Source organism: Celerinatantimonas yamalensis (genome assembly GCF_046054155.1).
GTDB classification, from domain to species: domain Bacteria; phylum Pseudomonadota; class Gammaproteobacteria; order Enterobacterales; family Celerinatantimonadaceae; genus Celerinatantimonas; species Celerinatantimonas yamalensis.
In genome coordinates this window covers 113,848-140,177 of sequence record NZ_JBEQCT010000005.1, presented here as the reverse complement: position 1 = coordinate 140,177, position 26,330 = coordinate 113,848, and the positions used below count along the sequence as shown (strand labels likewise).

The following is a 26,330-nucleotide window of genomic DNA, read 5'->3' as shown; positions in this document are numbered from 1 at the left end:
ATTGTTTACTATTTTAAGTCCCTCAGATATGGCTTAGATTACGGATAAACACTCTGCTAGGGAATTAAAATAATACCTTCAGCCCCTAGCGTGATCGCCATAAACAGACTTCAGTTAGCTAGATAAAAAACGGCCGCCGAAAGGCGACCGCATTACATTATTCATACCGCTATATTTTACAATTTAGCGCGGATCATCTCTTCCATACGCAATTGGTCTGCGGCGAAGTTACGAATACCTTCCGCCAATTTATCTACGGCCATTGGGTCTTGGTTATGATCCCAAAGAAATTCAGATTCAGTCATTTTGCCAGGTGTCGTTTCGACTTTAAAATCATCAATCAAATGACGTTCCAGTGTTTCTTCACTGTTATTTAGCTCTTCAAGTAGTGCAGGGCTAATGGTCAAACGATCACAACCAGCCAATGCTAGGATTTCACCCACATTGCGGAAACTTGCTCCCATCACCACAGTTTTATAACCATGTTTTTTATAGTAGTTATAAATTTGAGTGACCGAAATAACACCCGGATCATTTTGCGCAGTGTACTCTTGCCCAGTTGAGGCTTTATGCCAGTCCAGAATACGCCCCACAAATGGCGAGATCAAAAATGCCCCCGCTTCCGCACAAGCACGCGCTTGTGCAAACGAGAATAGTAATGTTAAGTTACAGTTAATCCCTTCACTTTCAAGAATTTCTGCTGCGCGAATCCCTTGCCAAGTAGAAGCTAGCTTAATCAGCACGCGATCACGGTTAATTCCTTTATCTTCATACATTTTAATCAGTTTGCGGGCCTTCGCCACACTTGCCTGAGTATCATATGATAACCGTGCATCAACTTCTGTCGACACCCGCCCTGGAACCAAATCAAGAATTTGACTACCAATATGAACAGCTAACCAATCGCCCGCTTCAAGGACCTGTTCTTCAGCATTATTACTGTGTTGGGTTGCCCATTTTGCGGCTTGGCTAATCAGCTCATCGGCAGATGGTTTTAGCAGGGCTTTGAGCACTAAAGATGGGTTTGTTGTGGCATCTTGTGGTTGATACTGCTCAATCGTGTCGATGTCTCCAGTATCTGCTACAACCGTCGTATATTGTTTTAACTGACTTAGTAAAGTCGCCATGAATAATAAACCTCTTACTCTCATCGGTACATGTGAAACTATTGTCTGGTGACATGGGGACCTACAACTAACGAGCGACTCACAAATGCTTTATTGCGAGGTTCCCATGTACCGGGCACTCTGTCTATTCATTAGATAGAATCATGCCGGAATGATCAACTATTCATCTCAACAATATTGTTAAAAAGTGAATTAAAGCGGTCAATTAATACAAATATTTGGTAGAAATTAATGCAGTAATAGAAAATAGGATAAAAAACTGCAAACAGATTAGCAAATCGATGGAAGATTTAGATGTAAGGGAGAAAAGCCACATTCAGCTTAGTTATCAGCACTAATCTATAGGAATAGTGTCCCCCCCATTGGTCCACGCATACACACAGATACACTGATAACCAAGCTAACAAAGCGAGCAGCAAGGAAATTCGCTCTATTAGTCAAACTGAATGTGGTTTAGTCGGCTTAACAGCCTAGCAAACTGGGTTAACCAGCAATGCACCTCAGTATTTTATGGAAAAGCTATCTATTGAAAAGCCAAAAAATCAGGTTTTGTGATCTATTTTCATTCACTTTTAATTTTATTTCCCCTATCTGTTGAAAAAAATGAGTAAAACCTGAATGATGTAGCCTGATGATGGATAGGACACAGGTAAAAATGCAGTTAAATTGTTGCAAAAGTTGGGGCTGTAAAAATTTTGGTCTGACGGCCAGTGCGGATTATCAACCGCTCAGTTACCATCTGGGTTACCCAGCATTGTATTGCGCTGAGTGTGGTAGTTACCCACCATTAATTGACAATCAGCTCGTGACCCAGCTCATCGCTGAAAAACTACCACAGCAATTCCCTCAAACAATGGATCAATGCCCGAATGGTTGTGATTTAACCACTCTGAAGCGCCCGCAGCGTTATGGCTTAACCAGTGCGGGCCGCCAGCGCTTACGCTGCCGACACTGTCTAAAAGTATATACCCCCACTAAACCTGCAACAGCGGCATTGCTGCATACCCTAGCAGAACATTTGACTCAATCACTTAATGCTACGACAAGCATCCAACGATTGGGGATCACCAGTAAACGCTATTATCAATTGCTCCATGAATTTGCGTTATTGCTGGGGCGCTACACTCGACAATTAGAGCAACAGTTTGCGCCCAAAGAACTGTTAGCCATGCAAACCGAGGGGCATGTTTTAGCATTTGCGGGTGGCTTACGACTGTGGTTATTAACCAGTAGTGAGGCAACCAGCGGTTACCAATTAATGAGCACACATAATCTCAGTGAACTGAGCGAGCCTGACGCTCACTATCAAAATAAAGCAGATAATCGCCTAACTACATTTGCCGATGCCCCATTAACCGAAGCGCTCAAACGCCGTTATCAACAGTTGATGAATCGCTACCATTTTGAAGATCTACAATATGGCCCATCCCCTTGCTGGCGACGCCACTATTTGATTCAACCATCACTGGTCACTTATGCCCATTTTCAAATGCTACGATCAATTACTGACAGTGCTCATCATCTACACCATTATCTTGAGCAAGAAAGTTGTATGCGCGGTGCGGCGATCATGGGTTCTATTGAGAGAATTAGGGAAAAACAGGCAGAGGTATTTTATCTATTTGCCCATCCGGATCGTCAAACCGCTTTTTTAGCTGATGGTCGAGCGGTTGGATGGTGGCGAGATCGCTGGTTTAGTACGCCATTTGGTGGCTATTGTCCGGTCACAGAACGCTCCCATTATCGTTATCCTTTTCAGATGCGAGATATCCAAACCAATCAACATTATTTTGAATATCTGGATACGCACTTTCCAAGAACATTGAAAAGTTTAACGCCGATCAATGATCATCTTTTGATCCAACGCTGTCGTTACAACTTAGTTACTCAGGCCAACCGAGTCGCTCCGGCCAGCTATTTAAAGATGCCGGTTTTTAAGCATCTGCAGGAACTCGTTCAAGCAGCTTTGAGTGATTATCAACAAGCCATTTCACCACTGTCACACAGCGAGATACGCTAGCGAAGACAAAAAAAGAAGGCTGAACGCCTTCTTTTTATCAACCCTTATCGAGTTTAGTGAATAAATAACCCAGCAATAGTCGCACTCATTAAGTTCGATAGTGTCCCAGCAATAATTGCTTTAACGCCTAATTCAGCCATTTCATGACGACGACTAGGCGCCATACCACCTAACCCTCCCAGCAAAATAGCAATTGAGCTAATGTTAGCAAAACCACACAGGGCAAAGGTAATAATCGCTTTGGTATGTTCACTCATCGCCATTTGGGTGGCCGCCACCAATTTATCACCGTGCAGATAAGGCACTAAATCGATATAAGCCACAAACTCGTTCAGAACTATTTTTTCACCAATAAACGAACCAGCCACCACGGCTTCATGCCACGGAACCCCAATCAAATAAGCAACTGGAGCAAATACCCATCCTAAAATCAGTTGAATCGTAAGATGATCAATACCAAACCAACCGCCAATACCACCGACGATCATATTCAATAGCGCCACAATCCCAATAAAGGCCAGTAACATAGCGCCGACATTAAGCGCGAGTGACATCCCAGATGCAGCGCCAGATGCAGCGGCATCAATGACGTTGACATGTTTTTCCTCTTCTGCCAGCGTGCCTTCAATATCATCATTATGCTTTTGTGTTTCAGGAACAATCATCTTTGCCATCAACAAGCCACCTGGCGCTGCCATAAATGAGGCTGCAATCAAGTACTCAAGCTTAATCCCCAAACCCGCATAACCGGCCAGTGTTGAACCCGCGACAGAGGCCAGTCCACCCACCATGACCGCAAATAACTCAGAGCGCGTCATCTTCGCAATAAAGGGACGTACGACCAATGGCGCTTCGGTTTGCCCCATAAAGATATTGGCCGTTGCCGACAGCGACTCAGTACGACTTGTTTTCAAGCAATACTGCAAGAAACCACCAATAGTACGGATAATAAATTGCATCACCCCCAAGTGATATAACACGGTAATCACAGATGAGATGAATACAATCAACGGTAGGACGTTTGTGGCAAAAATAAATCCAAGGCCTGCTTTACCAGCAGCAGCAGTCGATAAACCACCAAACAGGAAAGTCATCCCAGCTTGAGCGGCTTGAATGACCACTTCAACCCCTCCCGCCATGTCACCTAATACAGCTTTACCAGTATCACTAAATAAAACCAGCACACCGATACTAAATTGGATAATAAAAGCCAGTCCGACAGTCCGTAGTCGAATAGCTTTACGGTTTTCTGAAAGTAGGTAAGCGACAGCAAGCAAAAAGGCCATCCCGACCAAGCTCATCAATACATTCATCTTGAAATTCCGATAATCAGTTGTGTACGTTAAAGGGGGTATTTGTTTTTGCGCGGACTCTAACGAAAAGGGTCCCGTTAGGAAGGTATTTTGCCTGATTCATGGGGTGAATCAAAGCCGCTGTTATGCGGGTCTATGTTGCATTTTCAACAAATCTGCGTCAATTAGCTATCGCGCCCTTATATTCATTCGGCCAAAAGATGGAATAACTGTTATTCACAAAAATTTCAGATAAAAATATTTCATTTTTTGAAAATAAATCTGATAGTTTCGCCAAAATGGCAAATAACGCAGCAGGCGTATTGTCTCCCTTGTGCATGCCATAGAGCGGCATATCTGGCGCATCTGTTTCTAACACCAATGCCTCAAGTGGCAGTGTGGCCAGAACATCTTGCAGTTTTATACCGCGAGGCCAAGTGATGGCACCGCCAACGCCTAACTTAAAACCCTGTTCAATAAACCGCTGCGCCTGCACTTGAGAACCTTGAAAGGCATGGATAACCCCGCCCGTTGAAATTGAATAACGCTTTAACAGTGCATAGACTTCATCATTCATACGAACACTATGAATAATAAGTGGCAATTGATATTGGGCCGCCAACTGCAAATGGCACTCAAATACACGGCACTGTTCGCTCATCGTATTGGCAAAGCGGCGATCCAAACCGCACTCACCTATAGCAACAATCTGGTGATAGGCTTGTGCAACGTGCGTGCGCAGTGTATCCAGATGTCCAAATCCATCAGGGAAACAAGGATGAATGCCCAAAGCAATTGAAATTTGCGAGTGCTTAGCGTGAAGCGCAAACAGCTTTTGCCAATTTTGTGGGCCGATGGCAGGGACCACATACCGCTCGATCCCCAGCGCTTGCCAATGCAGTAACTGAGACTCAAGTGCGCTAAACGGGGAAAAATCTAAATGGCAATGCGTGTCTATCACAGCCAACTTAGTCATGGCAACTCCAGAATTAGAAGAGCAGTTACTCATTGAAACAATAAAGCGCTCACAAGACAATCAACTCACAATAAAAAAGCCGTCTAAAAAGACGGCTCATATTGCTTAGGTAAACCATTAGTGTTCGCGTGTTTTGAAAAATTCAATATCGGCATGACGCTCCATCGTCAGATTCAAATTCACCATTGTCGGTGCTAAATAAGTTAAATTATCTCCGCCATCTAAGGCTAAATATTCATGCGCCTTACGGGTGAATTCATCCAACTTACGCGGATCGCTACAATCACACCAGCGCGCGCTTGCAATATGAATCGCCTCATAAACAGCCTCCACCTTATATTCTGTTCTGAGTCGGTGAACCACCACATCAAATTGCAATACCCCGACAGCGCCAACGATGAGATCATTATTGCGCATTGGGCGAAATACTTGCACCGCGCCCTCTTCAGAGAGCTGGATCAGACCTTTTTGCAATTGCTTTTGTTTGAGAGGATCTTTAAGCCGAATGCGCTGGAACATCTCAGGGGCAAAGTTCGGGATCCCCGTGAACTTAAATGTTTCACCCGAACTGAACGTATCACCAATTTGGATCGTCCCATGATTATGTAACCCGATAATATCGCCGGCAATCGCTCGCTCAGCAGCGCTGCGGTCGCCGGCCATAAATGTCACGGCATCTGAAATGCTAACATCCTTACCGATCCGCACATGGCGCATCTTCATTCCTTTGGTGTATTCACCAGAGACAACCCGCATAAAGGCGATCCGGTCGCGATGTTTCGGGTCCATATTCGCCTGAATTTTAAATACAAAGCCACTAAACGCATCGTCATCAGCACTGACTTCTCGAACATCCGTTTGGCGAGGCAATGGAGCAGGCGCCCACTCGGTTAGACCCTCAAGCATATGATCAACACCAAAGTTACCTAATGCCGTCCCAAAAAAGACTGGCGTTAGCTCACCGGCTAAAAACAGTGCTTCATCAAACTCATTCGACGCACCAATCACCAGTTCAAGCTCCTCGCGCAGTGAAGCGGCCAGACCTGTGCCTATTACGTCATCCACCTTAGGATTAGTTAACCCTTTGATGACTCGCAGTTCTTGAATGGTATGGCCTTGACCACTTTGATAAAGAATGATCTCATCACGCTGAATATGATAAACCCCTTTGAACTCTTTCCCACAGCCAATCGGCCAAGTGATCGGAGCACACGCAATATTGAGCTCGGTTTCAACTTCATCCAGAAGTTCCATTGGATCACGCGTATCACGGTCTAACTTATTCATAAAAGTTAAAATTGGCGTATCGCGCAGCCGCGTAACATCCATTAATTTACGGGTGCGATCTTCAACCCCTTTCGCCGCATCAATCACCATCAAGCATGAATCAACAGCGGTCAAAGTACGATAAGTATCTTCTGAGAAATCTTCATGCCCTGGGGTGTCGAGCAAATTCACAATACAATCGTTATAAGGGAACTGCATCACAGAGGTAGTGACCGATATCCCACGCTCTTTTTCCATCTCCATCCAGTCAGATTTAGCATGATGACTACTACCGCGTCCTTTAACTGTCCCAGCAGTTTGAATGGCATGTCCGAATAACAGCACTTTTTCAGTAATGGTGGTTTTACCCGCATCTGGGTGGGAAATAATCGCGAAAGTTCTTCGCTTGTTCACTTCATTGAGAAAATTTTGGGTTGCCATGAATAAATTCTTTTAGTTTGTACACGGATTTGTACACACTTTTGGAAGCACTCTCTTTTTAGTTCTTCGCTAGTCAAATCCGTCATGTTAATCGTTATTGGTCGTTATTTTCGCTCATCTGGACTTGATAAACAATCAATCTTGTCCGATCAATGCACATTTACGTTCAGCGAACATCAATGCTCAGTGGTTGCTGTCCACACGCTTTCGTTCTCAGATAATGAGCAATTGTGGCTAAACCTTCATTGCTCATGCCAGCAAAAATAGATGATACCCTGTTGCATGACACCAATCATACGGCGACTTTTGCTGTGCAGTGAGACAAGGCGTTGCAAGTCGCCATGTAGTGAAGCAACGTCCCGCAATCAGTACACGCTACGCCACAAGAATCATGATACGTATCGCACCAATGGCAAAAATACCAAAGTAGGTTATGATCCAAGGGTTCGCAGTTGGTACAACTTGAACAGAATCAGTTGACTTGTTAATGCATGCTTGTCTGCCTTTGATACTCTCCATTTTCTTGGTGAAAACAGCTGATTACTAGAGTAAAAAAGTAAGCGTAGGAATGAGTGCAGCGAATTGGTAAACGTGATGCTAAGCCAAGCCACGTTGTAGGCATTCATCGATTGATAAAAATTAAAAATACCCGCCAAACGCTGCCCTTAGAACACGGTATATTCAACATTCTCCGGCCATAGCTCAATGTAAAACATCGTGAGCATCATCACCTAGACTTCCGCTAGTCTGGCCGCTGTTTTCAGCCAACCAAGCGCACGCCAACAACCTTATGCCAAGGTATAAAACACGAGATAGCAATCGCCTAAAACTCGCACACCCAGTTCGGAGCCTCCCAACTCAGCGATTAAACATAAATAAGCAGACTCCGCTATTTTATTCTCTTTGACTTAGCTTCCCTCGCCACTTCAAATAGTAATCATTAACTTATGGTTTTTGCCATCGAGTGGTACCCGAATAATACGGTTTAATGGTTGAATTGTCATACCATCGAGGATGGCAGTCATATTTTTTTCACCGTTGTGAGGTAACTGATTCACAGTGATAGCATAGTCACTCGCTTGGACTTTTACCGTAGCCTCAAATCCAGGCCAATGTGACGGAATACATGGCTGAATGGTCAGTTCGTTACCCTCGCGATGAATACCTAGAATCCCTTCCATTCCAGCTTGATACATCCAGCCGGACGCGCCGCTATACCACGTCCATCCCCCGCGGCCAACATGCGGTGCAACAGAATATACATCGGCCGCCACGACATAAGGTTCTACCTTGTAACACTCAGCATCTTCAGCATTAAGCGCGTGATTAATCGGGTTAAGCAAATGAAACAAGTCGAAAGCTTTGTTCCCATCACCGAGCTTGGTATAGGCCAAAATAGCCCACATCGCCGCATGACTATACTGACCACCGTTTTCCCGCAAACCGGGCGGATAGCCTTTAATATAGCCAGGGTCATGGGTGGTTTTGTCAAACGGGGGTGTAAATAACAAGGCCAGTTTTTGTTTCGGCTGAATCAACCATTGCTCAATCGCGGCCATCGCTTGCGCGGCTCGCTCAGGATTTGCGGCTTGCGAGAGCACGGCCCAAGACTGCGCGATGGAATCAATCTGGCATTCATCGTTTTCTTTTGAGCCAAGCCAACTGCCGTCGTCAAAGCTGGCTCGTCGATACCACTGGCCATCCCACGCCTTCTCTTCAATTGCTTGTCTGATCTTACTGGCGTGGGCGACCCAACGCTGTTTGCGTCCACGTTCCCCTTTTTCTTTCAGCAGAGGAACAAATAAATCAATAGTACGGATCAATAGCCAGCCCAGCCATACACTTTCCCCTTGACCGCCTTCTCCCACACGATTCATACCATCGTTCCAGTCACCTGTCCCCATCAAAGGCAAGCCATTGATGCCTGTGAGCGCTAAACATTGATCTAAGCCGCGAGCACAATGCTCCAATAAGCTCGCCGACTCATCCGATACCATCGCTTGAAAATAGGCATCGTGCTGATCGTCTTCCAATAATGGGCCGTCAATAAATGATATCTCTTCGTCTAAAATAGACACGTCGCCTGAGGTTTGAATATAACTTGCCGTGGCAAACGTCAACCACACTCTATCGTCTGAAATATGCGTACGCACACCTTGTCCGCTGTGAGGTAACCACCAATGCTGCACGTCACCCGCTACAAATTGTCGACCGGCTGCACGCAAGATATGCGCTCTGGTGAGATCAGGCCGGCGAAACGTCAATGACAGACCATCTTGCAATTGATCGCGAAAACCATACGCACCACTCGCTTGATAAAACCCCGAACGCGCCCACATCCGACACGCCACCGTTTGATACAAAAGCCAACCGTTGAGCATGATGTCCATGCTACGTTCAGGGGTTTTAACCTGTACCGCACCTAACAAGGTATCCCAATAATTGATCACGTCATCAAGCATCTGATCTAAGTCAGCTTGACGATAACGAGTGACCAAATCCGAAGCCTCTTGTTTGGAAGCACACTGACCGATAAACATCACCACATCGAGCGATTGATTCGGCGCTAAACCAATAACAACTTGCTGAGCTGTACAGGGATCATGCCCTGCGCCTAGGGTCCCTGAAAGGGCATTGTCGCTAAGCAAAGAGGCTGGCGCATTCATATTGCCATGCCGGCCTAAAAACTCACTGCGATCGGTCGTCCACGACGATTGCTCTCCGCCCATGTCAGCAAAAGCGACTCGGCCAGGAAAGGCAACGCCCCATGGGTTTTGAACCAAAATAGTATTAGATTCCCCATCCAGTTCAGTGGTGATAAACGGCCCTGAGGCACTGCGAGAAGTGCCTAAAACCCACTCGGTATAAGCGGTAATCGACAGTCGACGATGGCGATTAGATCCATTGTGCAACGTCAGGCGCGAAATTTTGATAGGGTCAGCCAAGGGCACAAATTGCAATAAGGCTAAGGCTAATCCATCGACTTGATGCTCGAACCGACTATAACCTCGCCCATGATGCGCAATAAAAGCGCCCGTATTGGACTTCAACTTGGGTTGCGCGGTGACGCTAAACAGCGCCAATGTTTCTTCGTCTCGTATATACAACGCCTCACCAGAAGGATTCGAGACTGGATCGTTACACCAAGGCGTCAATTGATTTTCACGACTATTTTCCGACCAAGTATAACCGCCACCTTCAGCCGCCACATTAAAACCAAAGTGGGGGTTGGCGATCACATTAATCCAAGGTGCAGGTGTCAACGCACCATTATTTAAAATGACTGTATATTCACGACCACCGAGGCCAAAGCCGCCTAACCCATTGAAAAACTCTAAGGTGTTTTTTAACGAAGCCACTTTAGGATCAACATAAGACGTCGGTCCAGCAGACCCATCCATCGATTTTATCGGTGGCATTGCATTGCTTCGGGCTAATCGTCCCATTCGGGTAAGTTGTCCAAAAGATGGCGCTGACTGATGCCAATTAGAGACCGGTGCCAATCGGCTAATCTGTTTAGCAATCGGTCCACGCCGAGCAATCAGTACCACACGCGCCACAGCACAAAGCAAGTCGCGAATATTGGCTTCGACTAAATCCGTTCGCAGCATATGCACCGCACCTTTGACATGCTCGATATTGAATTTATCGATAAAACGCGGACGTGACTGGCTCCGACGAACAGCCGTTTCAATGGCAACCTGCAACTCTTGAATATAAGAAGAGGCATGTTCGTTGATAATCACTAAATCCACGGCAAGGCGTTTCATGCGCCAATACTCGTGGGCGCGCAAGAGTTGTTTCACTTGATCGATGTCTTCCACATCATCAATACGCAATAATACAATTGGCAAATCCCCGCTAATGGAATGAGTCCAAAGCATTGATTGACAATCAATACCGCGAACAATCACCTTCGCGGCGACCCTAAAACGAGGATCGGCGTACAAAATTGGCGCAGCAATACGCTGAAAACCAGCCGCTTCTACCGAACTAATATCAAGATGGCGTAATTGTACTTGCGCCTGCGTCCAAGCCAAGGTTTTAGCACGATCATAAGCACTGCGATCATGGTGTCTGTCGATTAACGCTAATAACGCCTCCCTAGACGAGGCAACCATCGTCCAAAATGCCACTCGAACAACCTTGCCAGCAGGGACATTGACACGATAACGCAGTGAAAAAATAGGATCGAGAACCGTACCAACCGTATTGGATAGAGTAGCACTTGATAAATCAGGATGAGTCGGATCACAACGCCCTTGCTGGGTGTTAGTCGGCTCAAATGCAGTCGCAGTCGTGATGGAATTCCCTCGCCCAATAAATAAAGCTCGGTTAGTCTCGTATTGAGGGTCGGCGGTTACTTCACCCTCCACAATGGCAAAATGAGCCGCCCAAATCGAAGGTTCCTGGGCAGTACGTTTGCGCCGAGTTGCAATAAGAGCGCCGTACTCAGCAAGGTATTGTGTTTGCACAAACATTTTTGCAAACGCAGGATGGGCATTATCTGTTGCCGGCGTTGTTAAAACCAGTTCACTATAAGATGTCAGCTCTATCTCACGCGCACCACGACCATTATTGCTGAGTGAAACGCGTCGAACTTCACCATCATCTTCCCCGGATACCAGCACATTGGTCGTTGTCGTTAAACTGCCATCATGGCGCACAAATTCAGCATAATCCTCCTCAAACACCCCAGATAAATAACGATCTTCGCCGCCCAATGGGTGTGCCGTGCTAGACCAAAGTTGTTCGGTGTGGGTATCGCGTAGAAAAATAAAACTGCCAAATTGGTCGCACGTTGTATCTTCTAGCCAACGGGTCACCGCAATATCACGCCAACGGCTGTAACCTGCACCAGTGGCGGTAAGCATCACCACGTATCGTCCATTCGACAATAGATGAGTGACTGGCGACCCACTGGCTGTGGCACTCAAACGGCGCACTTTGGGTGTATTTTCTGGTTCATTAAACGCGTACGTTTTCACTTCTTCTGCTCGCGGATGGCTCATACACACATCCCTTGGCATGCGCTCTTGAAGCAACAATTCACAGGCTTGGATCATCGGCTCTTGATGAAACCGCTGTCTGAACACTCCTTTATGTAAAGTGTTCGCGATCGCCACTATCGTCATGCCCTGATGATGTGCCATAAAACTACGAACAATGGCGACTTCACTGTCAACAGGCAGTCTGGATCGCGTAAAATCGAGGGCTTCGTAAAAACCAAAACGCCCACCCGCACCCATGGCCTGTAACCGATGATAATTCAACACCGCGGCTTTTGGGTCCACCATGGTCGCCAGTCCCGTCGCATAAGGGGCGATCACCGTGTTTTCTGCCAACCCACGTTTGAGGCCAAGCCCTGGCACGCCAAAGTTTGAATACTGGTAAGTAAATTCAATATCGCGTGCATTATAGGCTGACTCAGACACCCCCCACGGAATACCCAATAATCGCCCATAATCTTGTTGTCTTTGTACAATTAGACGATTTGTCTGTTCCAGCAAGCTACCTGTTGGCGCCCGCATGATCAATGAAGGCATCAAATACTCAAACATCGATCCAGACCAAGAAATAAGTGCTGATCCATTCCCCAGTGGAGTCGCCAAGCGTCCTAGACGAAACCAATGTTTGGTGACAACATCACCTTTAGCAATAGCAAACAAACTGGCTAGCCTTGCTTCTGAGGCAAGTAAATCATAGCAACTTGGATCAAGGCTGTTTTCGGTGAGGGAAAAGCCAATTGACAAAAGTTTCCTTTCCGGATCAATCAAAAAAGAGAAATCCATCGCTTGCGCCATATCGCGTGCTTTTTGAGCAAGTCGGTTCAATCGGGTGATCATAAAATCGGAGCTATTAAGCCATTCAAGTTTGTCTCGTTGTTGCTCTACCATCACACTTTGTGCCGCAGTCATCCAAAAAATAAAATCTTCAGAGCGCTCAGGTAACAGGCCGTCAATAACACCGAGCGATTGTTCTTTCACCAATTGGATAGTTCTCGCGCTCAATCTAATCAAGATCGGAGACAAGATACTAATTGCAGTTCCACTATTAAATTGCTCAACAATATCATCTATAGCCATCCGCAATGGATGCTCAACCTCTTTGCCCTGAGTTGCACTAGCCACAGTAGAAGCGCTTATCAAAGGAGAAACAACCGCGACAATGGCTCGCGCCAATTCAAGGTTATCCATAAAGCCAGCACGAACGGATAGATCGGCATCAATGGGGTTTAGCGCCGACAAATCTCGCCATTCATCGCAAGCGTTCGCCAGAGCAATTAGGTGACCGGCAAAATTACCACTGTCGACCGAAGAAATATAATCAGGCGATAGTGACTGTAATGTCTGAGTATCGTACCAATTAAACAGATGCCCTTTATATTTAGAAAGTTTGTCTAAGCTGGCAAACGTGGCTTCTAATCGTTCAATGGTCTCTACCAAGCCAGCCCACCCAAAATCACGTGCCGCGGCGCAAGACAAAAGATACAAACCAATATTGGTCGGAGACGTTCGATGGGCAATCATCGGTTCTGGATCTTCCTGAAAATTGTCCGGTGGCAACATATTCTCAGCAGGCGTGACAAAGGTTTCAAAATAACGCCAAGTTCGTCTCGCTGTCAGTCGTAACGATTTAGTGCCGCCATTTAGCTTATCATCAATCACAATAACAGGAGGGCGACTCACCCAAAATGCCAATATAGGTGCCATACACCAAAGCAGCGCAAATGGAGTAATCACTAACCAAACCATAGGATTCACTAACAGTGCTGCGCCACACACAGCTAGGCTGAGTAAGCATCCGCCTAGCATCATTCGGTAAAAACCCAACCATCTAAGACGGGGCGTACCATTGCAATGGGCAGCGGTTATCCATTCTAAACAATGATGATGGGTGATCCATAAGCGAATAAGCGTGCGGCTAATGGCATCCAAGGTTCGAAAGCTTTGATCAGGAAGAAACGCCACACAAAGAAACACCTGATTTAATGCAAGCCGTAAATCGCCTAGCCAGAGGCGCAAATGATTACGAGTATTAACGCCGGAGTGATGGGGAATCAACGAAAAACAACAAGGAATAAAAGCCGGAATAGCAATGCTGGCCAACAACAAACAGCTCACCCATAATGCAGCCAACGGGGGCAAAAGCCAGCACAGGACCAATGCTAACAGCGTCATTGGCGCCACCAGCGAACGTCGCAAATTATCCAGTAATTTCCAACGGCCTAAACATGTGATGCTCTGATTATTAGACTGTTTTGCAACAATCCAAGGCAACAACTGCCAGTCGCCTCGTGTCCAGCGATGCTGACGCTTAACCGCCACATCGTAGCGCGCTGGAAACTCCTCAACCACTTCGATGTCAGACACCAAACCTGCACGCACAAAAATGCCTTCAAATAAATCATGGCTGAGCATCGTGTTATCGACAACACGCCCCGCGAGTGCGGCTTCGAAGATGTCTACATCGTAAATGCCTTTGCCAGTAAACGAGCCTTCCTCAAATAAGTCTTGATAGACGTCAGAAATTGCGGCGGTATAGGGATCAATCCCCCCTGGCGCTGAAAAAACACGTTGGTAGAAAGATCCCTCTGAACCTATCGATAATGACGGCGTCACCCTAGGTTGAAGCACCCCATAACCGGCAACGACTCGCTGCTTATCGAGATCTAAACAGGGACGATTTAACGGATGAGCCATCTTCCCCACCAACCGTAGCGCAGCTCCTCTGGGTAAACGGGTATCGGCGTCCAACGTAATCACATAGCGAACATCACTCGGTACACTCGGAGGAATACCATTCACCGCGACAAAACTGGTATCCTTTGCACCGCGCAGCAGTCGATTCAGTTCGTGTAATTTGCCACGTTTACGCTCCCATCCCATCCACACTTCTTCACTAGGGTTAAACTGTCGACGACGATGCAAAAGTATAAAGCGCGCTGCACGAGCGCTCATCCCTTCACTGTCCCCATAAGGATAGCGCGCATTTAATCGTTCGATTTCTTTCGCCGCCAATGCCAGCAATGCCGCATCGTTTTCTAAAGTTTCGTGGTCGGCATCCACGTTATCGGTTAATAAGGCAAAACTAATATCACCATCGATGCCGCTTAAATAATGAACTTCTAGACGTTCGATTTGTTCTAACAAATCAGATTCACACGTCAGCACGGTCGGCACCGCAATCAAGGTGCGTAAGGACGATGGAACACCCAATTTCAGCTCCAATCCCGGAAGAATTTGAGCGCCAAATCGCCACGTCACTAAACGGTTAACAATGGCAAAGGCCACCTCTGTCGCCGGTATAAAACCAATAAGCACCCAAAACGACCACTGTATGGCAGAAAGCGTTAAGAAATTAGGGAATAAAGAAGCCCCCCCTAACAACGCCAATGCCACCACAGCGATGGAACCACTATAACCCGCTACGCCCAATCGAACATGAAGGCGTCTAATTTTTAAACGCCATGTTGGCTTGTAGTGCAGCAATGCTTCTAAATCAAGCCGTCCTTGATCAATAAGATAATACCCCGGATCGCTTAGGCGCTCTTTTTCAATACGATCCATTTCTGGGTGTTTCGCCTCTTCTGCTTGCTCATCATGATTAAGGCTTTCTTTGGCCATTTGCACAGCACGTTGAGCGATTTCAATGTCAGAAAAATCACAACCTCGCGCTAGCTGTTCTACGGCACTGCGATACAAATTACGCGTTGGGAAGTCCATTTTGGCAAATAGGCTATAGCGACAGAATTCTTGATCGACAAGGCTCACTTTTTCAAACAGCTCAGACCAATCAATGTCTGAAATCAAACGCATGCTGGTAATCACATTGCGGATGCTGACGTTAGATGCTCCTTGGCGTTGCTGTGCATGTTGTACGGCTTCCTCAACAGAGAGTCCTTGCGATTTAAGACGCTGCTCCAACCAATCTAACGTGGGTGTGTTTTTTGGGTCTTGGTCGCGTAAACGCTTAGCCAACTGAGCGGCGAAAACTTCAGATAATGGGGTTGATGAGCGCGATGCGATATCTTCTTGCAACGCGGAATGAGCACACCCATCAACTAAAAGTCGTTCTGTCAGTTGATCGGCGTCATTGCGAGCTTTACGTCCAACCGCAATTTGATCGGCCAGACGGCGTAGGTTTTCAATCAACACAATTCGTAAGGTAATCGCCACCGCCCATAGCTCACCAATGGTCAGTGGTTGTACGCTCTGATAGGCACGAATAAAGTGGATCAGTATTTCTGGGTCAATATAACTATCGGTGTGGGCCACGAACGCCCAAGCTAATCCAAATACCCGTGGGTAACCAGCAAAAGGTCCTGACGATAGTTTAGGTAATTGACGATAATAGCCAACTGGAAGATCATCTCGAATCTCGCGAAGTTGCTCCTCCACCAAATGATAATTATCCAACAACCACTCGGCTGCAGGAACAACACTGTTCCCAGCCTCTAACTGTGCGGCGCTTTCGCGATAAGAGGCTAACAATGATGTAGCGTTGTCATTTAAACGCTTATGTAACGACAATACCCTAGGCACTGAATCACCAACATGTTGGGCTTTTGCCAAACTAATCGCATGCTCTTCAAGCCGCTCTAAACCAAACAACTCCTCCCGAACTGGCACGACATTATGCCAAGGTGAATAAGAAGTCGACCGACCTAATATTGAATAAATAGCGCGTAGCATTGTCATCTGAACGTCCTTATGTGAATTGCAAGACTAAGCTGGCATTAAGGGCGATATCGGAAGTCTAGCCTCGCCATTTCATACTATTGGATAGAGACATTCTAGGTCTGTTCGCCAGCGCACTGACGACAGGCATTAAGCGGATTAGGCTTTAAGAAGGGTAACGAGCAAGCGTTATTATCAGTCACTTAGTGCCAAAATGGCGATTAACTTAGCGCATACCTCATAAGACAATGCATCATCCAAATTCGCGATATCAAAGGTTACATTTGAATGTGAACTACCAACTAAAAAAGAGGACTACCGATGTTACGCAGCATAAAGGACTTAGAAAATTACACAGTCGTTGCCAGCGATGGCAGTGTTGGCAACGTCAAAGACTTTCTGTTTGATGACTTAACATGGGTGATCCGTTATTTCGTCGTCGAAACAGGAACTTGGTTATCAAACCGCAAGGTATTAATTTCGCCCATTAGCCTCCAAAAGCCAAACTGGAAAGAAAAAACCCTTCCAGCACAGATGACTACAGATCAGGTTAAAAACAGCCCCGACATCGATACAGATAAACCCGTCTCTCGACAACACGAAATGAATTATCTCGACTTCTACGGGTATCCTTACTATTGGGGAGAAGATTGTTTATGGGGTGTTGGCATGTACCCATATATGCTGTATCCAGGCTATACCAATTTCTTATATGAACAAGCGAATCCCAATAACACCCACATCATTGACGACAAGACTGAACTCGAAGCACAGCAAAACGACGATCCAAATCTGCGTAGCTGCAAAGCCATCATCGGCTATCATATTCACGCTAATGACGGCGATATTGGGCATATATCAGGTTTATTAGTCGAAGAGAGTACTTGGGCGGTGCGCTATTTCGTTGTTGATACTAGCAGTTGGTGGGGAAAACACAATGTGTTGATTTCTCCAGAATGGATCGACCAAGTACAATGGCTCGATTGCTCCGTCTCAGTCGATCTGAGTCGGCAAAAGATACAAGATGCGCCTGAATACCATTCGACTGAACAGCTTAACCACCAGCATGAGCAGGCTATTTACGAGCACTACGGATTAACCGGTTATTGGACCCGCGAAAAAAAATAAAATAACAATTAAAACTAATGTGGTGAGCCATATGGACTCGAGTCATATCAACATTGCGACCAGCGGGATCGGTCGAACCGCTGGTATGGATAATAAGTAACAAACTTAGGGTAAAGTGAAACCCAGGCTTTCGCTGCAACAAAAGATCTCTATGTAGCAGTTCAATTGAACGTTGGCATCTCCATCGAGAGACCGGTAACAAGTAAGAACGCTACATAGCACTCCAAGCAACACACTCGAATAGTCTTCTGGGTCTCGAACCCACATTTTGCAATGCAAAGTTAGCTTATTATGAATACAAACACACCTCAAAACATTCATGTCAGCGTTGATACCAGCAAATCACAGTTCGATATCTATATCTGTCCACTCGACATTTATTTTTCTGTTTCCAAGATAAGCATGTGCTGATGCGAAACCTCCCTACGTCATCGCCAACCCGCTCCATATCAACAAGTTTGCTGGAGCCATCGGTAGAAAAGCTAAAAATGACATTCTTCAAAACATGACTAGCATTGGGAAAACCACTCCGACTTCCATCATCAGTAACGTTCCAGAATTAGGGTACATCACCAACAAACAAGCAGCTTCACTTATCGGAGTCGCCCCCATTACAAAAGAAAGTGGCCGATATAAAGGCAAACGAATTATCCAAGGTGGGCGTCACTAGGTCAGAACGATATTGTTCATGGTGATGATGTCAGCAATTCAAAGTAACCCCATTTTTAAAGCCACTTATCAGCGACTTCTTGAGGCCGGAAAACCAAAAAAAGTCGCCATTATTGCCTGCGTCAGAAAGATGGTGGCCATACTAAATTCCATGCTTAGAGACGGTGCTGTGGGATATAAATACGGCTAAAAATTAACTATTGACGCCGTAGTCTCTGTTATACGGTCAATCGCTCACCATCGTATCATTATAACTTTGCCACTGACTCTTGCTCTATGAGTTTGACTAAATTTTGCCCATTAAGAACAAAATCAATACAATGAGCAAAATGAATCCAATGCCACCCGTTGGTGCATATCCCCAAGATCGGCTATGCGGCCAAGCCGGTATCACGCCAATAAGCATGAGTATGAGCACGATTAAAAGTATAGTTCCTAAACCCATGGTGTATTTCCCCTATAACGATATACCTATTCAAGAATAGGCTTTGTAGGATCACAAAAGATGCCTTAGAAAGGCGCTATGCAAGATAAATGTCATAGCGCACAAAACCTTCTAACGCTTGATAAGCGAAATTTTGGTCCCTTCAATACTGACACCTATCATCAGACCTGTCTGATCAAAAATGAATGCGTAAGCATCATCTTTAAGCGTTGATGACGATAAGTTTTTCGCAATACCTTCGGTAACAACAACAACCGTTGGGCCCACGCCTATTTCCCAACCATGGGATTTTTCAAGATACTTAATCGCCTTATCATTCATAAAAAATATCGCATAACCGTATGATTGAGCGCCTGCTTGTAAGCCCCAAGAACCGGTCACTGAGTTGTAATAATCTTTGGGTTGATCATTTTCTAACAATACGCCTTCGCCGTAACTACCGCCAAAAACTAGACCAGCTTTGATGATACTAGGAAATACCAAAACCGCTTTAGCTCGTTTGGAAACATCCAGCGCCGCAGGATTTGATTTATAGAGAATCTTAAGTGACTGGATAGCGTCATTGTTTAAATCTTCAGCAGTCGCCGCATGCGCACTCATACCAAGAGTTAAAAATGTTACAATGATGGCCGTGATGAGTAGTAGTCTTTTCCTCAGATTTAACATAGTCATTCCTCTTCATGTTTGATGATGGAAACATTGTTATCAAATAAAAGAGTAAAGAAATGTAAAATAATTCTCTGTACTCTAGCGTACAGAGCGGACAAATTATATACATGTTGAATGTGATTTATTGCCCATAGAGGGCCCTTGAAATCAGAAAAAGTATCTAGCAAATTAAAGGCTGGTCCCCATAAAACGAACACCCAATGGTCATTTGAGCGCGGCTCGCCGCTCGCCAACAGGGGATGCCAAACTCATCTTTTCACCTTGAGCCCCTTGAGTAACAGGAACTACCATATTAATGGTCTAGCAAGCCACATTATGACTAGAAATGTATTTAAACAGCCAACTAAACGCTTTTCACCCAGCCTTGTCGATGGCTCCATTCACAACTGTTTCAGTAAAAATATGAGACGCATACTCACGCACCTTAACATTAAGTTTTCGCTGGAAAATTCTATACTTTACTTTTCCAACTGCCTTTGTGTTTTCACACCTAACACCCATCTGCTCGTATTGGAATAACTAAGGTAGAAAAATCCATCCCCCCGCCAAAGTATTAGTCTAGCTATCCAATGATAACGACAATGGCATGTTCGATTATTCTTAACGCCTATTAAAGAAACATACCACCCGATGCTTCAATGCGTTGCCCCGTAATCCAACCGCTGCCTTCACTGAGCAACATGGCAACCGCGTTACCAATATCATCCGCTTCGCCAACACGCCCTAAGGCGGTAATGGATGCTACCATCTGGTTCATTTGTTGATTGTCTCGCACATTTCCACCACGAAAATCTGTTGCTATCGCGCCGGGTGCCAAGGTATTGACCCGAATTTGTCGGCTTGCGAACTCTTTAGCCATGTAACGCGTCATCACTTCTACCGCCCCTTTAGCCATCGCGTAGGCACTTGAGCCGGGCAAACTAAAGCGCGCCAAACCAGAAGAAATATTGAGAATATGACCGCCGTCTTTAATTTTTGGCAGTAAACCTTGTGTCAAAAAGAAAGGACCTTTTACATGGATCGCCAGCATATCTTCTAGCTCTTCATAAGTGGTTTCTTCAACACTTGCATGCAAACCTGTGCCAGCATTATTTAACAAATAATCGAAATCGCTTCGTGCAAACTCATTGGTTAACAATCCCTCAACCTGACTAACAAATTCAGGAATGGCATCAAAATCGCGCGTATCCAATTGAAGAGAAAAGGCTTTTTGGCCTTTTTGTTTAATCTCTTCAATCACATCTTGTGCAGCTTGAGCGTTACTGTGGTAAGTGAAAATAACGTCTATACCTTTGTCCGCTAGTGCTAAGGCACTATTTCTTCCTAAACCACGGCTACCACCAGTAATAATTGCTAATTTATTCATCGTCTACTCCATTTCATTGTGTAAGAATCTTTAAGTCTTATAAGCTGCACTGGCTCTTAGTACTTATTTAGAGTAGATAATTTATTGTGATCGATATATAAGCAAAAAGTGATAGCATTGTTCGTATTAAACGAACAGAGGTAGAAGAGATGGACAAGTTTGAAGCCATGCAGCGCTTTGTATTGGTTGCTCAATTTGGCAGTTTTACTAAAGCCGCAGACGCACTTGGCTTGCCAAAATCAAGCATATCCAGTGCCATACAAGGCCTTGAAAGTGAATTAGGCACGCGGCTTTTTCATCGCAGTACGCGCAATATCACTTTAACGCAAGACGGTGAAATCTACTTGCCACAATGCCAAACCCTACTGGCTGAACTGGATGCTTTGGGAAGTCAGTTCCAACGTAATCCAAATGATGTCCGAGGCATACTGAGAGTCGACATGCCAAGCCGTTTTGCCTCCACAGTTGTCATTCCGCATTTGGCCGACTTTTTCGAAAAATACCCAAATATCCATCTAAAAATAAGCTGCGCGGATTATCGAGTAGACATGATTAAAGAGGGCATTGATTGTGTAATTCGAGTAGGTATTCTTGATGACAGCAGCCTTATCGCTCGCCCCTTAACGCAGTACAAAAGTCTAAACTGTGTGTCACCCAGCTACATCAAAAAATTTGGCATTCCACGAAGCCTTAACGAGTTAGCTAATCATAAGCTGATCGAATATTCCCATTCGCTAGGCAATCTCGACGCACAATTTGAGTACATGGAAGACAAAAAAGTGAAACAACAATCCATGCCAAGCAGCCTAGCGGTAAACGGCACAGACGCCTATTTAAATGCCTGTTTAGCAGGGCTTGGCATTGCACAAATCCCCGTTATTGGTGCGCAAGACTTCATCAAAGAGGGGCTACTTATTTCAGTGTTACCTCAATTTGAAGCCGAGCCAATGCCGGTGTCTTTACTCTATTCATCACGAAGACAACCAACCAAACGCCTAACTGTCTTTATGGATTGGCTGCAATCAATCACCCTAGCAACGTAATAAAAGTCACAGCGCTTTGGGTCAAGTTATTGAAAAACACCTATTGTGAAAAACGCCTTATTGGTAAGGCCTGAGACTTATAGACACTTTTTATGGTAAAAATTGTAACTTAAACCATAAGAAGTCAAGCATGAGTAAAGGCACTCGTTATACACCTGAATTTAAACAAGAAGCCGTCAATCAAGTGATTAAGCACGGTTATTCTGTCAACGATGTATCTGAGCGTTTAGGGATCAGTTCTAAAACCTTATATGCTTAGACTAAAACATTCTCACCCCCCCAAAACAACGTGAAAATGAACAAGATTTACAAACTCAAATAGCTCAGCTTCAGCGTGAATTAAAACGTGTGCAACAGGAGAGATATATCCTAAAGGAGGCCAGTAGCCTTTTTTAAAATATCATTGTGTTCCTCAAGATTGGCTATTCTCTTCTTGAGCTCACGAATTTCTATTTGTTCTAGCGTCAGCGGAGACGCTTTCGGCGCAATGCCTTGTTGCTCTTGCTTTAGTTACCTAACCCAACGATCCATCGCCGATTTACTTATGTTCATTGCGTTGGCTGCTTCGCTGACCGAATAGCCATGCTTTGTTACTCATTGTGCTGCTTCTAGTTTAAACTCTGCACTAAAAGTGCGTCTTGTACGATTTGCCATAAAGTCACCTGTTTGCTTCTGAGATATATCTTAACATCTCTATTCAGGTGGCAAAATTCACTATGCCACTACACGGCAACAAAATACCCTCTAGACTGTATAAGAAGATCAATACCACTAATCAACTCCAATGCTGCTTCAATGTGCCCCTAATTATTAAACTATGCATGAGTTGAATGATATCCATTAGATTCATTAATGTCTTTGTTCAGGTTACGTTGTTTATATTCGCGAGGTGATGAGCCCATAATTTTTCGAAAAGCTTGTCTAAAAGCTCTATCGGACTCGTATCCCACTGCCAACGCGATATCTTCGATTTTCATTGGGGTGGGATCACTTATCATCGTTGCCGCTTTAAACATTCTCCACTCGGTTAGATGTTCAAGAGGTGTTTTGCCGACCACTATTTTAAACTTGGTAGCAAAGGCCGACCTAGACATACCGACACTTTTTGCAAGTTGTTCGATCGTCCAAGTCCTCTCTGGTTTTTCGTGCATATGGCTTAATGATTTACCAATTTGAGGATCTCCAAGTGCTTTCAACCAACTTGGATTATTTTCAGATAATGATTCAAAATGATTTCGAAGTGCATGAATCAGAAGCACTTCAGAAAGTCGATCAATGACCGTTGTTGATCCTGGATGTGCCTGAGTGATTTCATTTTCAATCATCTGTAAAATTGTTTGGATTCCAATTGGTGCATTCGGTGTATTACCTTTTAAATGAATAATTGGTGAAAGATATTCTGTAAGTAATCGGCTTTCGGCGAAAGCAAAACTAAAGCATCCTGAGATCATTGATACTGGCAGCCCTTCTCCACTACCAAAAGCGAGAACACCTGTTTGCACATAGTCTTCGCCTTGTTTTGGCGTTATGTCAGTTGATCTTTTTAGTTCGAGTTTGCTTTTAAGACAGAAAGATTTTGAGGTTGGAAGAATGACAAAATCTCCTGACACTAAAGCCACAGGTTTTTGTCCTTCAACAACGAGAAAACATGAACCGCGTGTGACGATAAGACAGTGACCAACTTCATAAGGAAATCGAATGCTAAAATCGCCAAGCGCTTCTAAACGCCCATAGATATGGCCTTTTGTTCTAAGTAAAGTCATTACTTGCCCAAGTACATCCATAAAACCCTCCAACTAAATCGAATCATTAAAACCATACCATGATTAACACTTTTCATCTTATTTTTTGGCGTTTTGAGCCGAAAATATAGACTATTAGGCATTCATAGTACTTTTAAAAGCATTTATATTGGACTCATCAGAAGCGAGGAGAAGTTAAATGAGATATCCAATTCCAAATGAATCAATCGAGCTGCTATTTACTAAGGCCCGCTCACATCGCTCGTGGACTGAGCATCCGGTTTCACAAGAGACTTTGCGCGAGCTTTATGAGGTGATGAAATGGGCACCAACCTCCGTCAACTTGGCACCCGCACGATTTGTTTTCGTACAAACCGAATTGGTAAAGGAAAAGCTTTATCCCTACTTGATGGATTCCAATGTTGAACAAGTGAAAAGTGCTCCTGTGACCGTCATTATTGCTTATGACGAAAAATTTTATACAAATGCTAAGAGGCTTTATCCGGCTTATGATACGACCGATTATTTTAAGAACGATCCGAAAATAAGCTCTGACACCGCCTTTCGAAATAGCTCCCTTCAAGGTGCTTACCTGATTATGGCAGCAAGGGCATTAGGTCTTGATACAAATTCTATGTCTGGATTTGATAACGCTGGAGTCGATAAGGCATTTTTTGCAGGAACCGATCTAAAATCAAATTTTCTTTGTACGTTGGGATATGGAGATGATTCAAAACTCTTTGCAAGAGGTCCACGTCTTAGCTTTGATGAAGTTTGCCAATTTATATAAACATACAAGGAGAAATAAATGATTATTCTAACGGGCTATGTCCATTTAAAACCAGAAGATGTAAATGAATTTGTCGAGGATATCCGAAAGATTACTTCGAGTACGAGAGCAGAAAAAGGGTGTTTGTTTTACAATATTGTTGTTGAAGATGCTATTGCAGGTCGTATTGTAGCCATAGAGCGCTGGCAAGATCAGGCTTCACTGAATGACCATTTAGGAACACCCGAGATGACAGCATTCTTTGATAAGTGGATGAACCGATTGAAGAGTGACGTCATGAAATATGATGCCGCTAATGAGAGATCACTAATGGATTAATATCCGTTTTAGCTTCTTTGTAGCAAGTCAGATTTTCAGTAATTTGGGGGCAGATGAAAAACGATACTATTTTCCATCTGACTCCTCATGAAACCTACGCTGAAGCTCACGAGTTGAACGATTGATAACGGCTTGAATAGACTCAAAGTCTTCGAGGATGGCAGTTCGGATACTGAGATTCACTATGGGATTTCCTTGCACTTTGGCAGAACGGTTAACGTATTTTGCATTGTAAAATGGCGGTATTTCTTGAGCCTGATGATCTTTTGTCTGAGTCATGAAAGGTATCAATAACCTGAAAGCCGGCTTTTCTCATCATGCCCGCAGAGGCTAGGGAGTATAGGTAAAATAAAACGTCATTTTTCCTAAAATCAAAATACATGCCCCCTCATATTTTCCATATTGACATCTGTTTAATATTCTTAAGGGAGTGAAAGTCGGCTATTTTTCGTCTATTAATCAACTGTTTTTACATAATTCAGAAAAAGCGCTTCCCGCTGTTGTGTAAACCAGCTCTGAATATTGCTTATGATGATGAACGACTTTTATGCAAACAGACTTATCTGAGGTGGTGCTCGACTTTGTGGGGGTAATAACTCAACGACTTCGTCATTTTTTGTATTCAGGTGACTGAGCAATCAAAGACGCCGATACAGCAATGTAATTTGCCAAACAAGCTGGTAAAAGCTGTGCGGTTGTCTATAAACCAAGCCTCACAAATGGCTAAGCGCTCTCTGCGTAGTTAGCGAGGCCAATGCTAGTCAACGATCACCAAAGCTCAATGACTGAAAGCTGAGCACAGTAGCGATGAAAGCCCTCACGAAAAGGGCTTTGAATCCTTATAAAAATAACTCGGCAGAACACCAAGGCTAGAGGAAAAGGTAGTGTTCAAAAATCTGTGTCACTTCTATAGTTAACCCTCAACAGGGAGTGACACATCAATGTCCGATAAATACGAAATTGATATTCAGGCTTTTGCTAAGGTGCTTCAATCAGGCCAAGACCTCAACGGAAAAGATGGACTGTTGATTAAACAGATCACTGAAGCGGCGTTGGGTGCTGAGCTAGATGAGCGTTTGGCCCAAGGTAGTCAACCTAACCGAAAAAATGGTGTTTCCTATAAAACCATCAAAACCGCAACGGCTCCTTTGAACTGGATACGCCCCGCGATCGCAACGGCTCCTTTGAACCTCAAACCGTGAAGAAATATCAGACTCGGTTAACCGATGAGATGAAGCGCAATATCATTTCTCTGTTTGCGCTTGGAAATCGCTATAAAAGCATCCGTGAGTATCTTCTTGAGATGTAATGGACTCATCCGGTACAGAACTGGAATCTGATATTATCTCAGTTGAGCA

The 26,330-nt window shown here is 44.6% G+C and carries 15 protein-coding genes and 3 pseudogenes; 8 read left to right on the top strand and 10 right to left on the bottom strand.

Features of this window, described 5'->3' with window-relative positions; genetic code table 11:
* Window positions 1-176: 176 nt before the first annotated feature.
* On the bottom strand, window positions 177-1,127 hold the full coding sequence (gene tal, locus ABUE30_RS11780; RefSeq protein WP_408623978.1) for a transaldolase: 951 nt from the start codon (window positions 1,125-1,127) through the stop codon (window positions 177-179).
* 631 nt (window positions 1,128-1,758) lie between these two features.
* Between tal and ABUE30_RS11775 the strand changes: the two genes are divergently transcribed.
* Entirely contained in the window at window positions 1,759-3,147 is a 1,389-nt protein-coding gene (locus ABUE30_RS11775) for a hypothetical protein (RefSeq protein WP_408623977.1), read from the top strand.
* A gap of 53 nt (window positions 3,148-3,200) precedes the next feature.
* Here ABUE30_RS11775 and ABUE30_RS11770 read toward each other — a convergent pair whose 3' ends face one another.
* The 4 genes from ABUE30_RS11770 to ABUE30_RS11755 all read right to left on the bottom strand — a co-directional run bounded on the left by ABUE30_RS11770 (window position 3,201) and on the right by ABUE30_RS11755 (window position 16,817).
* A complete protein-coding gene (locus ABUE30_RS11770) occupies window positions 3,201-4,460 on the bottom strand; it encodes a NupC/NupG family nucleoside CNT transporter (RefSeq protein WP_408623976.1) in 1,260 nt (419 codons plus the stop codon).
* Window positions 4,461-4,620: 160 nt separating this feature from the next.
* The gene (locus ABUE30_RS11765) at window positions 4,621-5,415 is read right to left on the bottom strand and encodes a TatD family hydrolase (protein ID WP_408623975.1); all 795 of its coding nucleotides are present in this window, start codon (window positions 5,413-5,415) and stop codon (window positions 4,621-4,623) included.
* Between the two features lie 117 nt (window positions 5,416-5,532).
* Window positions 5,533-7,122, bottom strand: coding sequence for a peptide chain release factor 3 (prfC, locus tag ABUE30_RS11760; RefSeq protein WP_408623974.1), 1,590 nt, complete (start codon window positions 7,120-7,122; stop codon window positions 5,533-5,535).
* A gap of 926 nt (window positions 7,123-8,048) precedes the next feature.
* On the bottom strand, window positions 8,049-16,817 hold the full coding sequence (locus tag ABUE30_RS11755) for a GH36-type glycosyl hydrolase domain-containing protein (RefSeq protein WP_408624128.1): 8,769 nt from the start codon (window positions 16,815-16,817) through the stop codon (window positions 8,049-8,051).
* A gap of 306 nt (window positions 16,818-17,123) precedes the next feature.
* Here ABUE30_RS11755 and ABUE30_RS11750 point away from each other — a divergent pair, with 306 nt between their 5' ends.
* Both ABUE30_RS11750 and ABUE30_RS11745 read left to right on the top strand, forming a co-directional pair.
* Complete coding sequence (locus ABUE30_RS11750; RefSeq protein WP_408623973.1) at window positions 17,124-17,930, top strand: PRC-barrel domain-containing protein; 807 nt, start codon at window positions 17,124-17,126, stop codon at window positions 17,928-17,930.
* Between the two features lie 291 nt (window positions 17,931-18,221).
* Window positions 18,222-18,789 (top strand): annotated as a pseudogene (locus ABUE30_RS11745) (transposase).
* Between the two features lie 96 nt (window positions 18,790-18,885).
* On the opposite strand, the gene ABUE30_RS11740 reads toward ABUE30_RS11745, so the two are convergent.
* The 3 genes from ABUE30_RS11740 to ABUE30_RS11730 all read right to left on the bottom strand — a co-directional run bounded on the left by ABUE30_RS11740 (window position 18,886) and on the right by ABUE30_RS11730 (window position 21,079).
* A complete protein-coding gene (locus tag ABUE30_RS11740; protein ID WP_408623972.1) occupies window positions 18,886-19,044 on the bottom strand; it encodes a DUF3309 family protein in 159 nt (52 codons plus the stop codon).
* A 111-nt stretch (window positions 19,045-19,155) separates the two neighbouring features.
* Window positions 19,156-19,644 (bottom strand): lipid-binding SYLF domain-containing protein, encoded by a 489-nt coding sequence (locus ABUE30_RS11735; protein WP_408624127.1) that lies wholly within the window; start codon window positions 19,642-19,644, stop codon window positions 19,156-19,158.
* A 679-nt stretch (window positions 19,645-20,323) separates the two neighbouring features.
* Window positions 20,324-21,079, bottom strand: coding sequence for an SDR family NAD(P)-dependent oxidoreductase (locus ABUE30_RS11730; RefSeq protein WP_408623971.1), 756 nt, complete (start codon window positions 21,077-21,079; stop codon window positions 20,324-20,326).
* 149 nt (window positions 21,080-21,228) lie between these two features.
* Between ABUE30_RS11730 and ABUE30_RS11725 the strand changes: the two genes are divergently transcribed.
* On the top strand, window positions 21,229-22,122 hold the full coding sequence (locus ABUE30_RS11725; protein ID WP_408623970.1) for a LysR family transcriptional regulator: 894 nt from the start codon (window positions 21,229-21,231) through the stop codon (window positions 22,120-22,122).
* Window positions 22,123-22,252: 130 nt separating this feature from the next.
* Window positions 22,253-22,381, top strand: coding sequence for a transposase (locus tag ABUE30_RS11720; RefSeq protein ID WP_408623969.1), 129 nt, complete (start codon window positions 22,253-22,255; stop codon window positions 22,379-22,381).
* A gap of 119 nt (window positions 22,382-22,500) precedes the next feature.
* Here the strand turns inward: ABUE30_RS11720 and ABUE30_RS11715 are convergent.
* Both ABUE30_RS11715 and ABUE30_RS11710 read right to left on the bottom strand, forming a co-directional pair.
* Window positions 22,501-22,776 (bottom strand): annotated as a pseudogene (locus ABUE30_RS11715) (transposase); the annotation flags it as partial.
* A 161-nt stretch (window positions 22,777-22,937) separates the two neighbouring features.
* Window positions 22,938-23,906 (bottom strand): AraC family transcriptional regulator, encoded by a 969-nt coding sequence (locus tag ABUE30_RS11710; protein ID WP_408623968.1) that lies wholly within the window; start codon window positions 23,904-23,906, stop codon window positions 22,938-22,940.
* 157 nt (window positions 23,907-24,063) lie between these two features.
* Between ABUE30_RS11710 and ABUE30_RS11705 the strand changes: the two genes are divergently transcribed.
* The 3 genes and pseudogenes from ABUE30_RS11705 to ABUE30_RS11695 all read left to right on the top strand — a co-directional run.
* Window positions 24,064-24,654 (top strand): malonic semialdehyde reductase, encoded by a 591-nt coding sequence (locus ABUE30_RS11705; RefSeq protein WP_408623967.1) that lies wholly within the window; start codon window positions 24,064-24,066, stop codon window positions 24,652-24,654.
* Window positions 24,655-24,672: 18 nt separating this feature from the next.
* On the top strand, window positions 24,673-24,972 hold the full coding sequence (locus ABUE30_RS11700; RefSeq protein WP_408623966.1) for a putative quinol monooxygenase: 300 nt from the start codon (window positions 24,673-24,675) through the stop codon (window positions 24,970-24,972).
* Between the two features lie 941 nt (window positions 24,973-25,913).
* A pseudogene (locus tag ABUE30_RS11695) lies at window positions 25,914-26,213 on the top strand (transposase); the annotation flags it as partial.
* Window positions 26,214-26,330: the final 117 nt, after the last annotated feature.